The sequence below is a fragment of the Faecalibacterium sp. I3-3-89 genome (assembly GCF_023347275.1).
Classification (GTDB): Bacteria; Bacillota; Clostridia; order Oscillospirales; family Ruminococcaceae; genus Faecalibacterium; species Faecalibacterium butyricigenerans.
In genome coordinates this window covers 27,145-43,106 of record NZ_CP094468.1, presented here as the reverse complement: position 1 = coordinate 43,106, position 15,962 = coordinate 27,145, and the positions used below count along the sequence as shown (strand labels likewise).

Sequence of the window (15,962 nt, the reverse complement as noted above, 5' to 3'; positions counted from 1 at the left end):
AGCACAGCACCGCCGGAATGTCAAGAAAAAAGGAGCGGCCCGCGCAAGGCCGCTCCCTGTTTCCGTTTTCTTTACAGCATCATGATGAGCCGCGTGCCGAAGGCCGCCAGCCATGCTACGATGCACTGATTTGCCACCATGATAAACGCCCACTTGCCGCCCAGCTCCCGCTTGACCGAGGCCACCGCCGCGATGCAGGGCGTATAGAGCAGGCAGAACACCAGCAGGGGCGCAGCCGCCGCCGGGGACAGCGCGGCGGCAAAGGCCGCAGAGGAGCCATAGAGGATGGTGAGGGTCGAAACGACGCTCTCCTTGGCCATGAAGCCGGTGATAAGAGCCGTGGATACCCGCCAGTCGGCAAAGCCCAGCGGCGCAAACAGCGGTGCGATGCCGCTGGCCAGCCACGCAAGGATGCTCTGCTGCGGGTCAGTGGTGAGGCTGAGCCGCAGGTCGAAGCTCTGCAGGAACCAGATGATGATGGTCGCCGCAAAGATGACCGTAAAGGCGCGCTGGAGGAAATCACGGGCCTTTTCCCAGAGCAGCTGGACCACATTCTTGAGGCCGGGCAGGCGGTAGTTGGGCAGCTCCATCACAAAGGGGACGGCCTCGCCCTTAAAGACGGTGCCCTTCAGTAGGATGGCCATCAGGATGCCCACCGCAATGCCGAGGAAATAGAGGCTTACCATCACCAGAGCCGCGTGCTCCGGGAAGAAGGCCGCCGCGAACAGGCTGTAGATGGGCAGCTTAGCCGAGCAGCTCATAAAGGGGGTGAGCAGGATGGTCATTTTGCGGTCGCGCTCCGAGGGCAGGGTGCGACTGGCCATGACGCCGGGGACGGTGCAGCCGAAGCCGATGAGCATCGGCACGATGCTGCGCCCCGAGAGGCCGATGCGCCGGAGAAGCTTATCCATCACGAATGCCACGCGGGCCATGTATCCGGTATCCTCCAGCAGAGAGAGGAAGAAGAACAGGGTCACGATGATGGGCAGGAAGCTCAACACACTGCCCACACCGGTGAAGATGCCGTCGATGACCAGCGAGTGGACGGCTGCGTTGACGTTCCACGCCGTGAGGGTGGAGTCCATCGCGGCGGTCAAGGCATCAATGCCCGCTTCCAGCAGGTTCTGGAGCGCCAGACCAATGACGCCGAAGGTGAGGTAGAACACCAGCGCCATGATGCCCACAAAGGCCGGGATAGCGGTATAGCGGCCCGTGAGGAACTGGTCGATCCGGGCCGAGCGGAGCTGCTCCTTGCTCTGGCGGGGCTTCACGACGGTCTGCTCCACCAGCTGGTGGATGAAGTGGAACCGCATATCCGCGATGGCGGCGGCGCGGTCCAGACCCCGCTCCTGCTCCATCTGGACGATGATGTGCTCGATCATCTCTTTTTCGTTCTGGTCGAGCTTCAGGGCCGCTTCGATGCGCTGGTCGCCCTCCACGAGCTTTGTGGCCGCAAAGCGCACCGGGATGCCTGCGGCCTTGGCGTGATCCTCGATCAGGTGGATGATGCCGTGGATGCAGCGGTGGACTGCGCCGCCGTGATCCTCCTCGCCGCAGAAATCCATCCGGCCCGGCCGCTCCTGATACTTTGCGACGTGGAGCGCGTGATCCACCAGCTCGTCCACGCCCTCGTTCTTTGCCGCAGAGATGGGCACGACCGGGATGCCCAGCATGGCCTCCATCTTATTGATGCGGACGGTGCCACCGTTGCCGCGCATCTCGTCCATCATGTTCAGCGCCAGCACCATCGGCGTATCCAGCTCCATGAGCTGCATGGTGAGATACAGATTCCGCTCGATATTGGTGGCGTCCACGATATTGATGATGCCCGTGGGCTTCTCACCGATGATGAACTGCCGGGTCACGATCTCCTCGCTGGTATAGGGCGACATGGAGTAGATGCCGGGCAGGTCTGTGACCTCCGTATTCGGGTTGTTCCGGATCGCACCGCTCTTGCGGTCCACCGTCACGCCCGGGAAATTGCCAACGTGCTGGTTGGAGCCGGTGAGCTGGTTGAAGAGGGTCGTCTTGCCGCAGTTCTGGTTGCCCGCCAGTGCAAAGGTAAGGGTCGTGCCGTCGGGCAGAGGGTTCTCGCCCTTTTTGGTGTGGTAGCGTCCGCCTTCGCCGAGGCCCGGGTGCTCCACCGGCTTTTCACTTTCTGCCTCCGCCTTTTTCGCCGCCGGGGCTTTGGCCAGAGTGACCCCGATGCGGGCGGCATCGTCCAGCCGGAGGGTCAGCTCATAGCCGTGGATGCTCAGCTCCATCGGGTCGCCCATCGGGGCAAATTTGACCAGCGTGACTTTCTCACCGGGGATCAGCCCCATATCCAGAAAATGCTGCCGCAGAGCGCCTTCGCCGCCCACGGTCCCGACCACGGCGGTCTCGCCGATGTTCAAATCTTTCAACGTCATATGGAATGCTCCTCTCGAGCGCGTTTGTTTGTTAGTTTGCATTAACAATAGTAATATAGGCTAACTTTCCGGCATTGTCAAGAGAAACGGGGCTGTTCTGAACTGCTCTCTGAAAAAATAATGTCTCCTTCCTCGAATATCAGAAAAAGTGCAAAAAATAAGAGCCTGTACCCGGGAAGCTCCCGCCGTACAGGCTCTTATCGTTTTTTATTCAGTTTGCGGTGTGGTAGCCGTCAGGGTTCTTCTTCTGCCAGTTCCAGCTGTCGGCGCACATCTCCTCGATGCCGTACTCGGCCACCCAGCCCAGCTCGTTCTTGGCCTTGGTGGGGTCGGCGTAGCACTCTGCGATGTCGCCGGGGCGGCGGGCCTCGATGACGTAGGGGATGGTCTTGCCGCAGGCCTTCTCGAATGCGTGGATGACGTCCAGCACGCTGTAGCCCTTGCCAGTGCCGAGGTTGCAGATGAAGAGGCCGCAGTTCGTCTCCAGCTTCTTGATGGCGCAGACATGGCCGCGGGCGAGGTCAACGACATGGATGTAGTCGCGGACGCCGGTGCCGTCGGGGGTGGGGTAGTCGTTGCCGAAGACATGGACCTTCTCCAGCTTGCCGACGGCCACCTTGGCGATGTAGGGCATGAGGTTGTTGGGGATGCCGTTGGGGTCCTCGCCGATGAGGCCGGACTTGTGGGCACCGATGGGGTTGAAGTAGCGCAGCAGAGCCACGTTCAGGGTGGGGTCGGCCTTGCAGACATCGGTGAGGATGCGCTCCGTCATCGCCTTGGTGGTGCCGTAGGGGTTGGTGGTGGCGCCGACCGGGAAGTCCTCGGTGATGGGCACGCTGGCGGGGTCGCCGTAGACGGTGGCAGAAGAGCTGAACACGAAATTGTGGCAGTTGTGCCGACGCATCACGTCCAGAATGACCAGCGTGCAGTTGAGGTTGTTGTAGTAGTATTCGATGGGCTTGGAGACGCTCTCGCCCACAGCCTTATAGGCTGCGAACTGGATGACGGCCGTGATGTCGGGGCACTCGGCGAAGATTTTCTCCACATCCTCGTGCTTGGTCATGTCGGCCTGATAGAAGCGGAAATCCTTGCCGGTGATCTGCTTGACCCGGTCGAGGACCACGGGGGATGCGTTATAGTAATTGTCCGCCACAACGACATCGTAGCCTGCATTCAGAAGCTCGATGCAGGTGTGGCTGCCGATGTAGCCTGCGCCGCCGGAAACCAAAATAGCCATGTCCTATACCTCTTTTATCACAAATGTTGCTCTGCGCGGGGCCTCTGCGTCCCGTCTGCTTAAAGGATACCGCTTTTTGCGCAGAGAATCAAGTACCGGCTCTTTTATGAAGATGTATTCTTGTTGCATCTTTTTCTCCCGTCTGATGAACTGCAACGATTTTTGTCCCGGGACGCATGGAGAGGAGACGCAAAAAAGCAGCAAAAGGCAGTTCCATAAAAGGAGCTGCCCTTTGCTGCGGCTGATATTTGCTTAGAGACGGCCGCACTGACGGCCGGTGAAGAAGCGGAGGGTGGTGTTGACGCGGAAGACCTTGCCCGCCCGCAGCACCGTGGAGGGGAACTCCGGGTGGGAGGGGCTGCAGGGGAAGTGCTGGGTCTCGAGGGCGAAGCCGCCGTATTTTTCCATCGGGACGCCGCCCTTGCCGGGGGAGGGGCAGTTCTGCAGGAAGTTGCCGGTGTAGAGCTGGATGCCCGGCTGGGTGGTGTACATCTTCATGCTGATGCCGGTCTTGTCGCTGGACGCCCACGCGCAGAGGCTCTGGCTCGCGCCCCGGGGCCGGTCAAGGACATAGCAGTGGTCGAAGCCGCCGCCCGCCATGGTGGTCTGATAGAACCCGGTGTCGAGGTCGCGGCCCAGCGGCTTGCCTGCGCGGAAATCCATCGGCGTACCGGCCACAGGCAGGATGCGGCCCGTGGGGCAGGTCTCGTTGTTGCCCTCGAGGTAGTTGGAGGCATAGATGCGGAGCTTCTGGCCCAGCACATTGCCGCCGCCGTCGAGGTTGAAATAGGTGTGGTTCGTCAGGTTGATGATGGTATCCGCATCGCTGGAGACACGGTAGTCCATCCGCAGAGTGTTGTCCGGGGTGAGGATGTACCGCACGCTGACCTTCAGATTCCCCGGGAAACCATCCTCACCCGCCGGGCTTTCGGTCTCCATCAGGAGCGTATCGCCGAACATCTTCACATCGTAGATCTTCCGGGGGAAGGTGCCGTGCAGGTGATTTCTGCCGTTGTTGGCTTCCAGCTTGTAGGTCTTGCCGCCGAGGGCAAATTCCGCGTTCTCGATGCGGTTGGCGTACCGGCCCACGAACGCACCGCAGCAGGTGCTGCCGGACGAGTTGAAATCTGCCTCATAGTCGGCGAGGGTGTCGTGCCCGACGACCACATCCACAAGGCCCGTCTTGGTGGGGACGAAAAGATTTTTGATCACACAGCCGTAGTTCAGCACACTGATCTCAAGTCCGCCGGGATTGGAGATGATGTACTCATCCACCTTATCGCCGTTTTTGGTCACACCGAAAGGCTTGGAGCGAAACTGTGCCATAAGGCTCGCCTCCTTGTTGTTATTTTCTGGCCCGGGGCAGCTCCGCCCCAGCCTTGTCCATAATTATGATTATAGCACAGTTTTCGAACCTTGTGTGCGATTGCTTTTAGATTCAACTTCCAAATTTTCGAGAGATTTTTTGGGCATATTGTACGAGGACGACAGACAGTTTCCGCCCAAAAAGGCTCTCCCAAAGGGAGAGCTGGCGCGTCAGCGCCTGAGAGGGCAAGGCCGCTATCCGGGGACACCAGCCCCTGCGCTCATTTTTCTCTGACAAAGGGCCAGCTTATCGCAGCATAACGGCTCTGTCGTGCCGGGCTTGCCCTCTCTGTCTCCTTCGGAGACACCTCTCCCAAAGGGAGAGGCTTTCGCCCCACCACAAAAAAGAGACCGCCGCATCACGGCAGTCTCTTTCGCACAACGATATGAAGTCATGCCTCCGTCTGTGCCTTGCCAGCATTCGCCTGCGCGATATACTCGGCGGCATCGTCGGGGATGTCGTCCATCCCGTCGTCACCCACATCGACCACCAGCGGCGGCTTCTTGAAGAGGATGTCGTAGAGGAGGGGCACGATGTACAGGGTCATCAGGGTGGCATAGCTCAGGCCGCAGATGATGACGATGGCCATGCCGCTCATGAGCTGGCTCGCCATGTCGTTGCTGAACACCATCTGCAGCATGGCCAGAACCGTCGTCAGCGTCGTCATCAGGATGGGGCGCATACGGGTCTTGCCGGTGGCGACGAGGGCCGCACGGCGCTCCATGCCGCCCAGACGCAGCTGGTTGGCGTAGTCCACGAAGACGATGCCGTTGTTGACGACGGTGCCCATCAGGACGATGAAGCCCATCAGGGAGATCATGGTCAGCTGCTGGCCGGTGAGCAGCATACCCAGCAGGCCGCCGGTGAAGGCCAGCGGCACCGTGAACAGGACGATGAAGGGGGACAGCAGGCTCTGGAACTGCGCCACCATGACCAGATAGACGAAGGGGAGGGCCAGCGCCATCCACTGCACCATCTCCTCGACCATCAGGTTGACGGTGGAGGACTCGCCGCCCAGCGAGAAGGAGCAGCCCTCGGGCATCTCGTCGGAGAGGGCGAAGGCGTCCAGTTTCTTCTGGAGCACGCGGGACTGGACGGTGGTGTTGTAGCCGTCCAGCGTGTCGGCAGACACCGTGATGTAGCGGGTCTGGTTCTCGCTGGTGATGGAGTCGGGGGCGGTGCCGGTGGACCAGCTGGCGATGTCGCCCAGCGTGCAGGTGCCGGTGGTGATGGTGCCGGTGGCGTCCATCACGCTGGTGGTAAAGGTGATGTCCATCATGTTTTCCTTGGTCACAGGGTCAAGGTTGTCACTGATCTGGACCTTCATGGTGGAGCCGTCCACGGTGACGGGGGTCTCCGCCGTGGTGGTGGTGGTGAGCTTGGCGGCGATCTGCTGATAGACCTGCGCGACGGTCAGGCCGTAGGCGCGGACCTTGTCACGGTCGATGTCCAGATTGATGGTCGCATCGCCCTGACCGAGGCCGGTGCCCGCGTTGGCAAAGCCCTCGGTGTCGTTGACCATCTGGACGACCTTGTCGCTCAGTGCGGTGATGGTCTCGGCGTCGGGGCCGTAGATCTTGACGGAGAGGCCGCTGCTGAGCTGGCTGGTGAGATCCTGCATTCCGCTGATCTCGACGGTGCCGGTGCACTTTTCGACGCTGGCCACCGCATCGTTCAGGGCCTGCTCCGCAGCGGCGATCTGGGTGGAGGAGAGAGACTCGTCCAGCATGACGTTGAACTGATAGCTGCCGTAGCTGTTGGCGGCGCTCAGCAGGTCGGTGATGGCGCTGGGCAGGCCCAGCTGGCCGATGTCGATGCCGGCCACAGTGGTGTCAGTGGTGACGCCCACCTCTTCCACGCCGTCCACGGCCATGACGGCCTCCACGACCTGTCCGGCCACGCCGTAGGACTCTTCCTTGGTCAGATCGTCGTCGGTGGAGAGGGCGATGGTGGCCTCATTGCTGGAAATCTCCGGCAGGAGGACGACGCCCATGGAGAAGACCTTCCAGCCGCAGAAGGCCAGCAGCACGACCGCCGCCACCAGCGGCAGGGCGCGGTGCTGTAAGCACCACTCGAGGCTGTGGGCGTATTTATCCTGGATCTTCTCGAACCAGACCAGCCGCTTCGGCTCGGCCTTTTTCAGAACTGTAGAGGCAGCAGCAGGCACGACCGTGACGGCCACGATGAGGGAGGCCATCAGGCAGTAGCCGATGCACAAGGACATGGGTTCCAGCAGGCTGCGCACCGTGCCGGAGGAGAACACCACAGGCAGGAAGACGCAGACCGAGGTGAGGGTGGAAGCCACCACCGACATACTCACCTGACGGGCGCCCTGTACGGCGGCGCGGGCCGCCGGCACGCCCCGGCTACGCAGACGGTAGATGTTCTCGATGACGACCACCGAGTTGTCCACCAGCATACCGACGCCCAGCGACAGGCCCGCCAGCGTCATGATGTTCATGTCGAGGCCGGTGAAGTACATCAGCACGACGGCGAACAGGACGGACAGCGGGATGCTGACGCCGACCACGAGGGTGGGCTTGATGTCCTTGAGGAAGATGGCCAGCACGATAATGGCCAGCGCAGCGCCCACCAGCATACTGCTGATGATGCTGTTGACGATGATGGTGATGTAGTTGCCCTGATTGGACAGGACGACGACGTGCAGGTCGGGATACTGGGCCTGCATCTCCTTGAAGGCGTTCAGGCAGCCGTCCGAGACGCTGCTGGCGCTGGAGGTGGCGTTGCGGAAAATTTTCAGCACCACGGCCCGCTCGCCGTTCAGGCGGGTGTAGCTGGCCTCAGAGTTGTCGATGACGGCCACATCGGCCACGTCGGAGAGGCGGACATCGCCGAAGCCCTCGACGTGGAGCAGAAGAGCGCCCTCGATGTCCGAGACGCTGTCGTACTCCTCACCGACCTTCAGCAGCCACGACTGGCCGTCCTTGTCGGCGACGTAACCGGCAGGCATCGAGAAGTTCTGGGCGTAGATGAGCTGGGCGAGGGTCTTGATGTCCAGCTGCTTTGCCACATCGGCGCTGGCCAAGGCCTTTTCCTTGGTGTCCTCGTAGAGCCGCTTTGCATCTTCCAGCTGGTTCTCATAGTCCTTCAGCTTCTCCCGGGCCTCGGTGAACTGCATATAGGCGCTGAGCTGCTGGCTGGAATAGGTACCCAGAGCGACCGAGAACTGGTTCATCAGGCCGGGTACATTGTCCATGGCCTTGATGACCTGATCCAGCGTATTGTAGATGGTGCTCAGGCTGCTGGACACCTCCAGCTCGTCGGCAAGGTCGGAGACGCTGCCGTCGCTGGTGCCCAGACGGCCCTGCAGCTCCTGCAGGGCTGCGGTGAGCTTATCGGTGATGTCGCGCAGCTCGCCCACGATCTCGATAAGGGAGTCGATGTCCCGCATACCGGTCTGGTTGAACTGGTCCACGACCCGCTGCAGGCCGTCACGGACATCGATGAGGGCCTGCTGGATCTCCGGCTCATTGACCACGCCGATGAGCTGGTTGACGCTGTTGAGCAGGGCCTGCGCCTGATCGCGCACGACAGTGACGGCGTCGGCCACCTCGGTGCCCATCTGGGCCATGACGGTGTCGGAGACCGTGTTGCCGAAGTTTTTCAGCTGCCGTTCGTACTCGGCACGGCCCGCGGCGATCTGGGCCTCGGCGTCATCGAGCTGGGCGCGGGCGTCGGCCAGCTGGGTGTCGATGAGTTCCAGCAGGCGGGTGTTGATCGCGTCGATCTTGTCCTGATTCAGCTGCACCTGCACCATCTTTTCGATGAGGCCGTTGGCCGAAACGCTGGACACGCCGCTGGTACGGCCCACATAGGGCGAGAGGGTGTTATTCACAAAGTCCGACAGGTCGTAGACGTCGCTGCCCTCCCGGCTGACTGCCACCGTCATAAAAGCGTTCATGTTCAGGCTGTACTCGATGATGGATGGGGTCAGGCAGGTGCTGGGCAGGCTGGACGCGGTCTGATCCACCTTATTCGAGGTCTTGACCATCGCGCTGTTCATGTCGGTGCCCTCGGCAAACTTCATGAGCAGGAGGCTGTAGTTCTCCGCCGAGGTCGCGGTGATGTTCTCGACGCCGGACACAGTGCCCAGCGCGTTTTCCATCACGTCGGAGACTTCCGACTCCACGCGCTCGGGGCTGGCGCCCGGGTAGACTGTGACCACCATGAGGTAGGGCGTGCTGATGTCGGGCAGAAGGTTCGTCTGCAAGCTCGTGATGGACACGAAGCCCAGCAGCAGGACCATAATGACCGCGACAAGGATGGTGAATGGCTTTTTGACGCTGAATTTTTCCATGATTTCCTATCCATTTCTCTTTTCTATGCCGCAGCCTCGCGGCAAGGGACTGGCCGCAGACACGGCAGCCCCCTGAGTTCTTCTTATCATTCCTATTATACACGAGGCCGCCCCTCTTGCAATAGTGGCAAAGCCAATCTTTAACAAAACTTTCCTTAATCTATCTTTATCCCGGAGGCTGCTGGGAAGATTCCGGCTGTTTTCTTGCTCTATTTCGTGGAAATGCGGGCCGGATTATGTTATACTAGAATGCAGAATGGAATTTTATCGCAATTTCAGCCACAGTCCCGCCCAAAGCGGGCTGTGGAGCGAAAATACAGACTGCTGGCAGCCCATTTTTCCGGGCTTATCCGTGTCAGATACGACCCCAAAGAGGAATGCTATGAAAAAAGTTATATCCGTCCGTTTCAAGGACAACGGCAAGACCTATTATTTTGACCCCGCAGACACCCCCATCCAGACCGGCGATTACGTCATCGTCGAGACGGCCCGGGGCGTGGAGTGCGGCGAGGTGGTGCAGGGCGTGAAGGAGATCGCCGACTCCGCCGTGCCCAAGGCCCTCAAGCCCATCACCCGGATGGCCGACAGCGTGGATGTCCGCCGGATGCGCCAGAACCGGGAGGACGAGAAGCGCGCCTACCGCACCTGTCAGGAGTGCATCGCCCGCCACGGGCTGGAAATGAAGCTGGTGGAGGCCGAATACACCCTCGACCGCTCCAAGATCATGTTCTATTTCACCGCCGACGGCCGTGTGGACTTCCGCGAGCTGGTCAAGGATCTGGCCGGCATCTTCCACACCCGCATCGAGCTGCGCCAGATCGGCGTGCGCGACGAGAGCAAGATGATCGGCGGCCTCGGCATCTGCGGCCAGCCCTTCTGCTGCAGCCGCTTTTTGAAGGATTTCCAGCCCGTCTCCATCAAGATGGCGAAGGAGCAGGGCCTCTCCCTCAACCCCACCAAGATCAGCGGCGCCTGCGGCCGTCTGATGTGCTGTCTGGCCTACGAGGAGAACGCCTACGAGTACCTGAACAGCATCATGCCCATGGTGGGCAGCACTGTCCGCACCCCGGACGGCCTCGGCACCGTGCTGGAGGTCAACCCCATCTCCGGCTACCTGCGGGTGCGCTGCGGCACCGAGGCTTTCGCGCCCCGGTACTACAAGGTGAGCGTCTGTGAGTATGTCTCCGGCGGCAAGCGCGCCCCCCGCCGCCCCGACCCGGATGACGATTATTCCGGCGTGCGCGACCCCGCCCCCGTGGTGGCTGCGGCCAGCGCCGACGGCGCGCCGTCCTGCCCCGGCTGCGGCCGAAAAGAAAAGAAATAAGAGGGCAGTGCTGGCAGAGTCTTTGAGAGGTTAGTCTGTTAAAACTAACTATACTTCGTGATTTTCGCCAAATATCCTCTTCAAATTTCTCCAAAAGTTAGCCCATGCTTTTGTGCAACCCAACAAAAAACAAAGATTTGCTTTTGGGCGGGTGCGGTTAGTCTTGCCTTTTTGAAACGGCTTTGCTAGAATGCAGTCAAGGATATGATTTCCGAGGGGTCTGCCAGAGCCGTGCAGAGGCAGGTTTCTTCATAAATACTGAGCACGGGGAGATAAAGGAGAGTTCTATTATGGCACACAAGGTTTCTGACGCATGTGTTGGCTGCGGCGCTTGCGAGGGCGCTTGCCCCGTTGGTGCAGTTGCTGTTGAGAATGGCGTTGCAGTCGTGAACGCAGACGCTTGCATCGATTGCGGTGCTTGCGAGGGCGCTTGCCCCACCGGCGCTATCACTGCTGAATAATTTTTAGCAGACAGCCGCGCGAATAACGCATCAAAAGCAGCAGACCTGTTGTACGGGTCTGCTGCTTTTCTTTGTTGCATAAATTTTTCATCTTTTGGGACAGAATATTTTGTCGGAGGATTTCAGCCGGGCATATGGAACATTCCACCGAGATTTTGTATAATAAAACAGAAGTATACTGCTCTGCCGTCCACCGGTTCGGCTCAGATGCGCTTTTGCTGGCCCGCTTCTGTGAGCCAAAGCGCAGCCAGACGGCGGCAGACCTGTGTTCGGGCTGCGGCATCGTCAGCCTCGAGTGGCACGACCGGGGGCATCGCGGCCCCTGCGCCGCCGTCGAGCTGCAGCCCGAGGCCAGTGCGCTCTTGCAGCAGGCCGTCGCAGAGCAGGGCATCGGCCACATCACGCCGCACCTCGCCGACCTGCGCTCTTTCCGGGAGGGAGAGGGGCAGTTCGACGTCTGCGCCTGCAACCCGCCCTATTTTGCCGCCGGGCCCCAGAGCGCCAAGGCAGGCCGGGCTACGGCCCGCCACGAGACGGACTGCACCCTCGAGGACGTCTGCGCCTGCGGCTTCCGTCTGCTGAAGGACGGCGGCAGGCTTGCGCTCTGCCACCGGCCCGAGCGGCTGGCCGAGGTGCTGGCGGTGCTGCGGGCACACCGTCTCGAGCCGAAGCGGCTGGCTTTCGTAAAAAACCGGCCCGACGCCGCACCGTGGCTCTTCCTCGTGGAGGCCCAGAAGAACCGCCGCACCGGTCTGCGCATTGAGCCGGATGTGCTCATCACCGCTGGCGCGGCGATGTATGGTTCCGCTGCGCCAGCGGTGAAACGGTAAAGCTGAGTTTTCTGTCAGGTGAGTTCGCGCGCTGGTGGCGCGGGTTTAGAGCGCTTTTTCATTAAGGCTAATGTTCTCTTTTGCGTGCCAAAAGAGAACCAGAAATGGTTCTCGCGCTGGTAGCGCGGATTAAGTTTTTTCTTTCGGTCAAGTGGCTTGCGCTCCGCGCGGGCCAGAGGTAGGGAGGGGTGTTTCGACTCCCCCCTCCCTACCTCTGGACTCCACTCTCCCCGCAACGAGTTAAGGGCTGCTCGCCCTTAACAAACCTAAAGAAGAAGTCGAAGCCCAAAAATGCTAGCCGCTGCGCTAAACGCATTTTTTGTGCTTCTCCTATTTACGGCTCCGCCGATGATTTCACGTCGTCGCTGAACTTCACGCCCTGCAAAAACGTAACACCAGCTGCGAAGCAGCAAGTCGGAGAAACGAGAAAAAAGCGTTTAGCGCAGCGGCTAGCTTTTTTCCGTTTCGACAACTCCTTTGGGGTCTGAAAGGGGCGAGCAGCCCCTTTCTCGTGCCTCCCGCGCCTCGAAAGTAGCGGGTGCTTTTCTGGTTCTCTTTTGGCACGCAAAAGAGAACTTAGCCTCGCGTAATCGCGCTCTACCCCCGCGCCACAAGCGCGACAACCAACCAAACATCGTCTTATCGTAAAAATGGAGGTCCATCATGGCCGGTACTCTTTATATCGTCGCAACCCCCATCGGCAACCTTGATGATATGCCGCCCCGCGTCGCTGCCACTTTTGGCGCGGCGGACTTCGTGGCCGCCGAGGACACCCGCGTGACCATGCGGCTGCTGAACTATCTGGGCCTGAAAAAGCCGATGGTAAGCTACTACGAACACGCATTGCAGAAGGGCGAAGGCATCCTGCGCCGCATCGAGGCGGGCGAGAGCTGCGCCCTCTGCTCCGACGCCGGTATGCCCTGCGTCTCCGACCCGGGCGAGGTCATCGTGCGGGACGCGCTGGCCCGGGGCATCAAGGTCGTGCCTGTTCCAGCGGCATCTGCCTGTGTGACGGCGCTGGCCGTCTCGGGACAGGACACCTCCCGCTGGGTGTTCGAGGGCTTCCTGCCCGTGAACCGGAAGCAGAAAAAGGAGCGTCTGGCCGAGCTGTTGGGCGAAAAGCGCACCGTCATCTTCTACGAAGCCCCCCACAAACTGCGCACGACGCTGGATGACCTCGCAAACGCCTTCGGCCCGGAGCGGAGCATCACCCTCTGCCGCGAGCTGACCAAGCTCCACGAAGAGATCTGGAAGACCACCCTCGGCGAGGCACAGACCCACTATGCCGCCAGCGAGCCGCGGGGCGAATATGTGCTGGTCATGGCCGGCGCGCCGGTCTCTGCAGAGCCGGAAGCCGAACTGACCCTTGAGCAGGCCGCCCAGCGGGCGCTTGAGCTGACCGGGCAGGGCTTCGGCCCCACTGCCGCCGCCAAGGCCGCAGCGCAGGGCACCCCCTACTCCAAGAGTGAAGTATATAAAGTACTGCTGACCTTGCAGCAGCGCGACCCCGAATAAAATTTGAGGAGGAACCTTTTCCCGTGACGAAACTTCTGATCCTGAGCGACAGCCACAGCAACCGTCTGGCCCTCGAGCACATCCTGAAGGCCGAGGCCGACCACATCGACGCCCTGATCTTTCTGGGCGACGGCCTGCGCGACCTCGAGCAGACGCTGACCCTTTACCCCCGGCTCCGGGCCTACGCCGTGGCCGGAAACTGCGATTTTGGTGCACTGGAACCGCTGGACGGGCTTGCGGCCTTTGATGGGGTGGTCGTCTTCTACACCCACGGCCATATGTACGGAGTGAAATACGACCTCGACACGCTATCCGACGCCGCAGCGGCCCGGGGCGCGAACGTCGCCCTCTTCGGCCACACCCACGTCCCGGTGGCCGAGCAGCGGGGCGATGTGTTCCTGTTCAATCCCGGCTCCTGCGGCCGGTGCTACACCGGCCCCAACACCTACGGCATCCTGACCCTTGCCGACGGCAAGGTGGTGGGCCACGAGCACAAAGAGGTACCCAAGGCATGAGCATCAATGAGGTGCGCTGGCTGTCCGAGTGCGGCAGCACCAACGCCTACGCAAAAGAGCATTTCGAGGAGTTCGGCCCGGTGGGCGCGGTGTACACCACCAACCAGACCGCAGGCCGGGGCCGTCTGGGCCGCAGCTGGGTAAACGCAGAGGGCCGCGCCCTCTATTACACCGCAGTCATCCGGGAGCCGCTGGCCCAGCCTGCCACCCTGCCGCTGCTGGCCAGCCTCGCTGTCCGTGAGCAGCTGGCCCGGCGCTACGGCGTGGACTGCCAGATCAAATGGCCCAACGACCTGCTGCTGAACGGCAAGAAGATCGTGGGCATCCTCTGCGAGAGCGTGAGCTACGGCTACCAGATGCAGGGGCGGGGCATCGTCTGCGGCATCGGCATCAATCTGGCCCAGCCCCAGAACTATTTCGACGCCGCCGACCTGCCCAACGGCACCTCGCTGGAGCTGCAGGGTGCAGCGGTAGACCTCGACGCCGACCCCCAGTGGCTGGCCGAGGCACTGACCGATTTCGGCTTCGACCGCCCCCTCTACACCTTCGCACGGGAGGGCTTCGCGCCGTTCCGGGAGGAGTATAAGGCCGCCTGCATCAATCTGGGCCGTCACGTCACCTTCGACCTGCCGGGCGGGGAGCTGGGCAGCGGCACGGCCATCGACGTGGACGCCGACGGCCAGCTCATCGTCCGCACCGACAGCGGCGAGGAGAGGGTCTTTACCGGCGAAGTCTCCGTCCACGGCATCTATGGAGCTGTATAAATTTTTCTGCACCCCCTGCGCCTCTGCGGGCCGTCCGGCCCCGGGGGCGCATTTTGTTTTCCCCGCGAAGGATGCGGAGGCCTCGGGTCTCCCCACAGTTTTCCACAGAGCCGTTTTGCCGGGGCATGCTTGTGGAAAACTCCGGGGCCAAAAATTCCAGAGGGGAGAGCCGTTTTCCTCCCGGGTGCGAAATGCCTCCGAAAATAAATTTTTGACCTCGACTTTCTTTTGGAAAAAAGGTGCTTCGCCCCCTTTTCTCCCCAGTTTTTCCCTCATTTCCCGCTCTTGAATACATCGTGTATAACCCGATGCTCGATTTTCTGTGGAAAACTCAGTGGAAAAAGTGGAAAACACTGTGGGAAAACCGGCTTCTTTTTCACAAAATCAGTGGAAAACCCGGTGGAAAAAGTTAAAAGATGATTCCAGACGGGATACTTCTCCCATCTGCGGATGAAAATGGAACACCGCTGTTCCCACGGATTTTCTTGAATGGACCGGGCAAACATGATACAATGAAAGGCAGGATATGGCCCCGGACATGGGCCGCAAAATTTATTTTCACGGAGGCGTCTGTCTATGAACTGGATCTCCCGCCTTGAGCGGAAATATGGCCGCTTTTGCATCCCGAATCTCATCTCCCTCATCGTAGGCGGACAGATCCTGGTCTACGCCATCGAGCTGTTCGTAAATCAATTTGTCTCATCCTACCTCGGCCTGAGCCGGGGCCTGCTGCTGATGGGGCAGGTGTGGCGTCTCATCACCTTTGTCTTCATCCCGTTCTCGGGGGGCGGGCCGCTGAGCGTCATTCTGGGCATCTACTTCACATGGTTCATCGGCTCTGCGCTGGAAAAGGAGTGGGGCGATTTCCGCTTCAACCTCTACTTCCTGCTGGGGATGGCGGGCACGGCGCTGGGCTGTCTCGTCACCGGCATCCCCGCCGATACCTACTGTCTGTCGCTGTCCCTGCTGCTGGCTTTCGCCATGCTCTACCCCGAGGTGCAGGTGCTTTTGTTCTTCGTCTTCCCGGTGAAGGTGAAGTACTTCGGCCTCTTTGCTGCCGCCATGTGGCTGTTCAGCTTCCTTACCGCCGGGTGGCTGTATAAGGTGAGCTATCTGCTGAGTATGCTGGGCTTCGCACTCTTCTTCGGGCCGCAGGCCCTGCGCAGCGTCCGGGCGTGGATCCGCCGGGAGCAGTGGAAGCGAAAGAACCGGAGGTGAGCC

11 protein-coding genes are annotated in these 15,962 nt (G+C 60.8%); 7 read left to right on the top strand and 4 right to left on the bottom strand.

What is annotated here, in order from left to right; genetic code table 11:
• Positions 1-71 precede the first annotated feature (71 nt).
• From feoB to MTP38_RS00150, 4 genes are all read right to left on the bottom strand, one after another.
• On the bottom strand, positions 72-2,411 hold the full coding sequence (gene feoB, locus MTP38_RS00165; RefSeq protein WP_249233884.1) for a ferrous iron transport protein B: 2,340 nt from the start codon (positions 2,409-2,411) through the stop codon (positions 72-74).
• A gap of 211 nt (positions 2,412-2,622) precedes the next feature.
• Positions 2,623-3,648, bottom strand: a complete 1,026-nt coding sequence (gene galE, locus MTP38_RS00160) for a UDP-glucose 4-epimerase GalE (RefSeq protein WP_227621642.1) — start codon at positions 3,646-3,648, stop codon at positions 2,623-2,625.
• A gap of 252 nt (positions 3,649-3,900) precedes the next feature.
• Positions 3,901-4,974 carry an aldose epimerase family protein gene (locus MTP38_RS00155; RefSeq protein ID WP_227621643.1) on the bottom strand — a complete coding sequence of 358 codons (1,074 nt, stop codon included), beginning with the start codon at positions 4,972-4,974 and terminating at the stop codon, positions 3,901-3,903.
• 431 nt (positions 4,975-5,405) lie between these two features.
• Complete coding sequence (locus MTP38_RS00150) at positions 5,406-9,332, bottom strand: efflux RND transporter permease subunit (RefSeq protein WP_249233883.1); 3,927 nt, start codon at positions 9,330-9,332, stop codon at positions 5,406-5,408.
• 382 nt (positions 9,333-9,714) lie between these two features.
• On the opposite strand from MTP38_RS00150, the gene MTP38_RS00145 reads away from it, so the two are divergent.
• The 7 genes from MTP38_RS00145 to MTP38_RS00115 all read left to right on the top strand — a co-directional run bounded on the left by MTP38_RS00145 (position 9,715) and on the right by MTP38_RS00115 (position 15,959).
• Positions 9,715-10,656 carry a PSP1 domain-containing protein gene (locus MTP38_RS00145; protein ID WP_227621645.1) on the top strand — a complete coding sequence of 314 codons (942 nt, stop codon included), beginning with the start codon at positions 9,715-9,717 and terminating at the stop codon, positions 10,654-10,656.
• Between the two features lie 290 nt (positions 10,657-10,946).
• Positions 10,947-11,117 carry a DUF362 domain-containing protein gene (locus tag MTP38_RS00140; protein WP_158389067.1) on the top strand — a complete coding sequence of 57 codons (171 nt, stop codon included), beginning with the start codon at positions 10,947-10,949 and terminating at the stop codon, positions 11,115-11,117.
• A gap of 134 nt (positions 11,118-11,251) precedes the next feature.
• Positions 11,252-11,947 carry a tRNA1(Val) (adenine(37)-N6)-methyltransferase gene (locus MTP38_RS00135; RefSeq protein ID WP_249233882.1) on the top strand — a complete coding sequence of 232 codons (696 nt, stop codon included), beginning with the start codon at positions 11,252-11,254 and terminating at the stop codon, positions 11,945-11,947.
• Positions 11,948-12,610: 663 nt separating this feature from the next.
• Entirely contained in the window at positions 12,611-13,462 is an 852-nt protein-coding gene (gene rsmI, locus MTP38_RS00130; RefSeq protein ID WP_249233881.1) for a 16S rRNA (cytidine(1402)-2'-O)-methyltransferase, read from the top strand.
• A 23-nt stretch (positions 13,463-13,485) separates the two neighbouring features.
• Positions 13,486-13,977, top strand: coding sequence for a YfcE family phosphodiesterase (locus MTP38_RS00125; protein ID WP_227621334.1), 492 nt, complete (start codon positions 13,486-13,488; stop codon positions 13,975-13,977).
• Entirely contained in the window at positions 13,974-14,741 is a 768-nt protein-coding gene (locus MTP38_RS00120) for a biotin--[acetyl-CoA-carboxylase] ligase (RefSeq protein ID WP_249233880.1), read from the top strand. Before MTP38_RS00125 ends, MTP38_RS00120 begins: the two co-directional genes overlap by 4 nt.
• A gap of 576 nt (positions 14,742-15,317) precedes the next feature.
• Positions 15,318-15,959: a rhomboid family intramembrane serine protease gene (locus MTP38_RS00115; RefSeq protein ID WP_249233879.1), complete on the top strand. Its 642-nt coding sequence runs from the start codon at positions 15,318-15,320 to the stop codon at positions 15,957-15,959.
• The last annotated feature ends 3 nt before the right edge of the window (positions 15,960-15,962 follow it).

What these genes read in the sequence shown, in the direction of transcription:
- MTP38_RS00140 (WP_158389067.1), top strand. Translation starts at nt 10,947, where the DNA reads ATGGCACACAAGGTTTCTGACGCATGTGTTGGCTGCGGCGCTTGCGAG.
- galE (WP_227621642.1), bottom strand. Translation starts at nt 3,648, where the DNA reads ATGGCTATTTTGGTTTCCGGCGGCGCAGGCTACATCGGCAGCCACACC.
- MTP38_RS00115 (WP_249233879.1), top strand. Translation starts at nt 15,318, where the DNA reads ATGAACTGGATCTCCCGCCTTGAGCGGAAATATGGCCGCTTTTGCATC.
- MTP38_RS00155 (WP_227621643.1), bottom strand. Translation starts at nt 4,974, where the DNA reads ATGGCACAGTTTCGCTCCAAGCCTTTCGGTGTGACCAAAAACGGCGAT.
- MTP38_RS00145 (WP_227621645.1), top strand. Translation starts at nt 9,715, where the DNA reads ATGAAAAAAGTTATATCCGTCCGTTTCAAGGACAACGGCAAGACCTAT.
- feoB (WP_249233884.1), bottom strand. Translation starts at nt 2,411, where the DNA reads ATGACGTTGAAAGATTTGAACATCGGCGAGACCGCCGTGGTCGGGACC.
- rsmI (WP_249233881.1), top strand. Translation starts at nt 12,611, where the DNA reads ATGGCCGGTACTCTTTATATCGTCGCAACCCCCATCGGCAACCTTGAT.
- MTP38_RS00150 (WP_249233883.1), bottom strand. Translation starts at nt 9,332, where the DNA reads ATGGAAAAATTCAGCGTCAAAAAGCCATTCACCATCCTTGTCGCGGTC.
- MTP38_RS00120 (WP_249233880.1), top strand. Translation starts at nt 13,974, where the DNA reads ATGAGCATCAATGAGGTGCGCTGGCTGTCCGAGTGCGGCAGCACCAAC.
- MTP38_RS00135 (WP_249233882.1), top strand. Translation starts at nt 11,252, where the DNA reads ATGGAACATTCCACCGAGATTTTGTATAATAAAACAGAAGTATACTGC.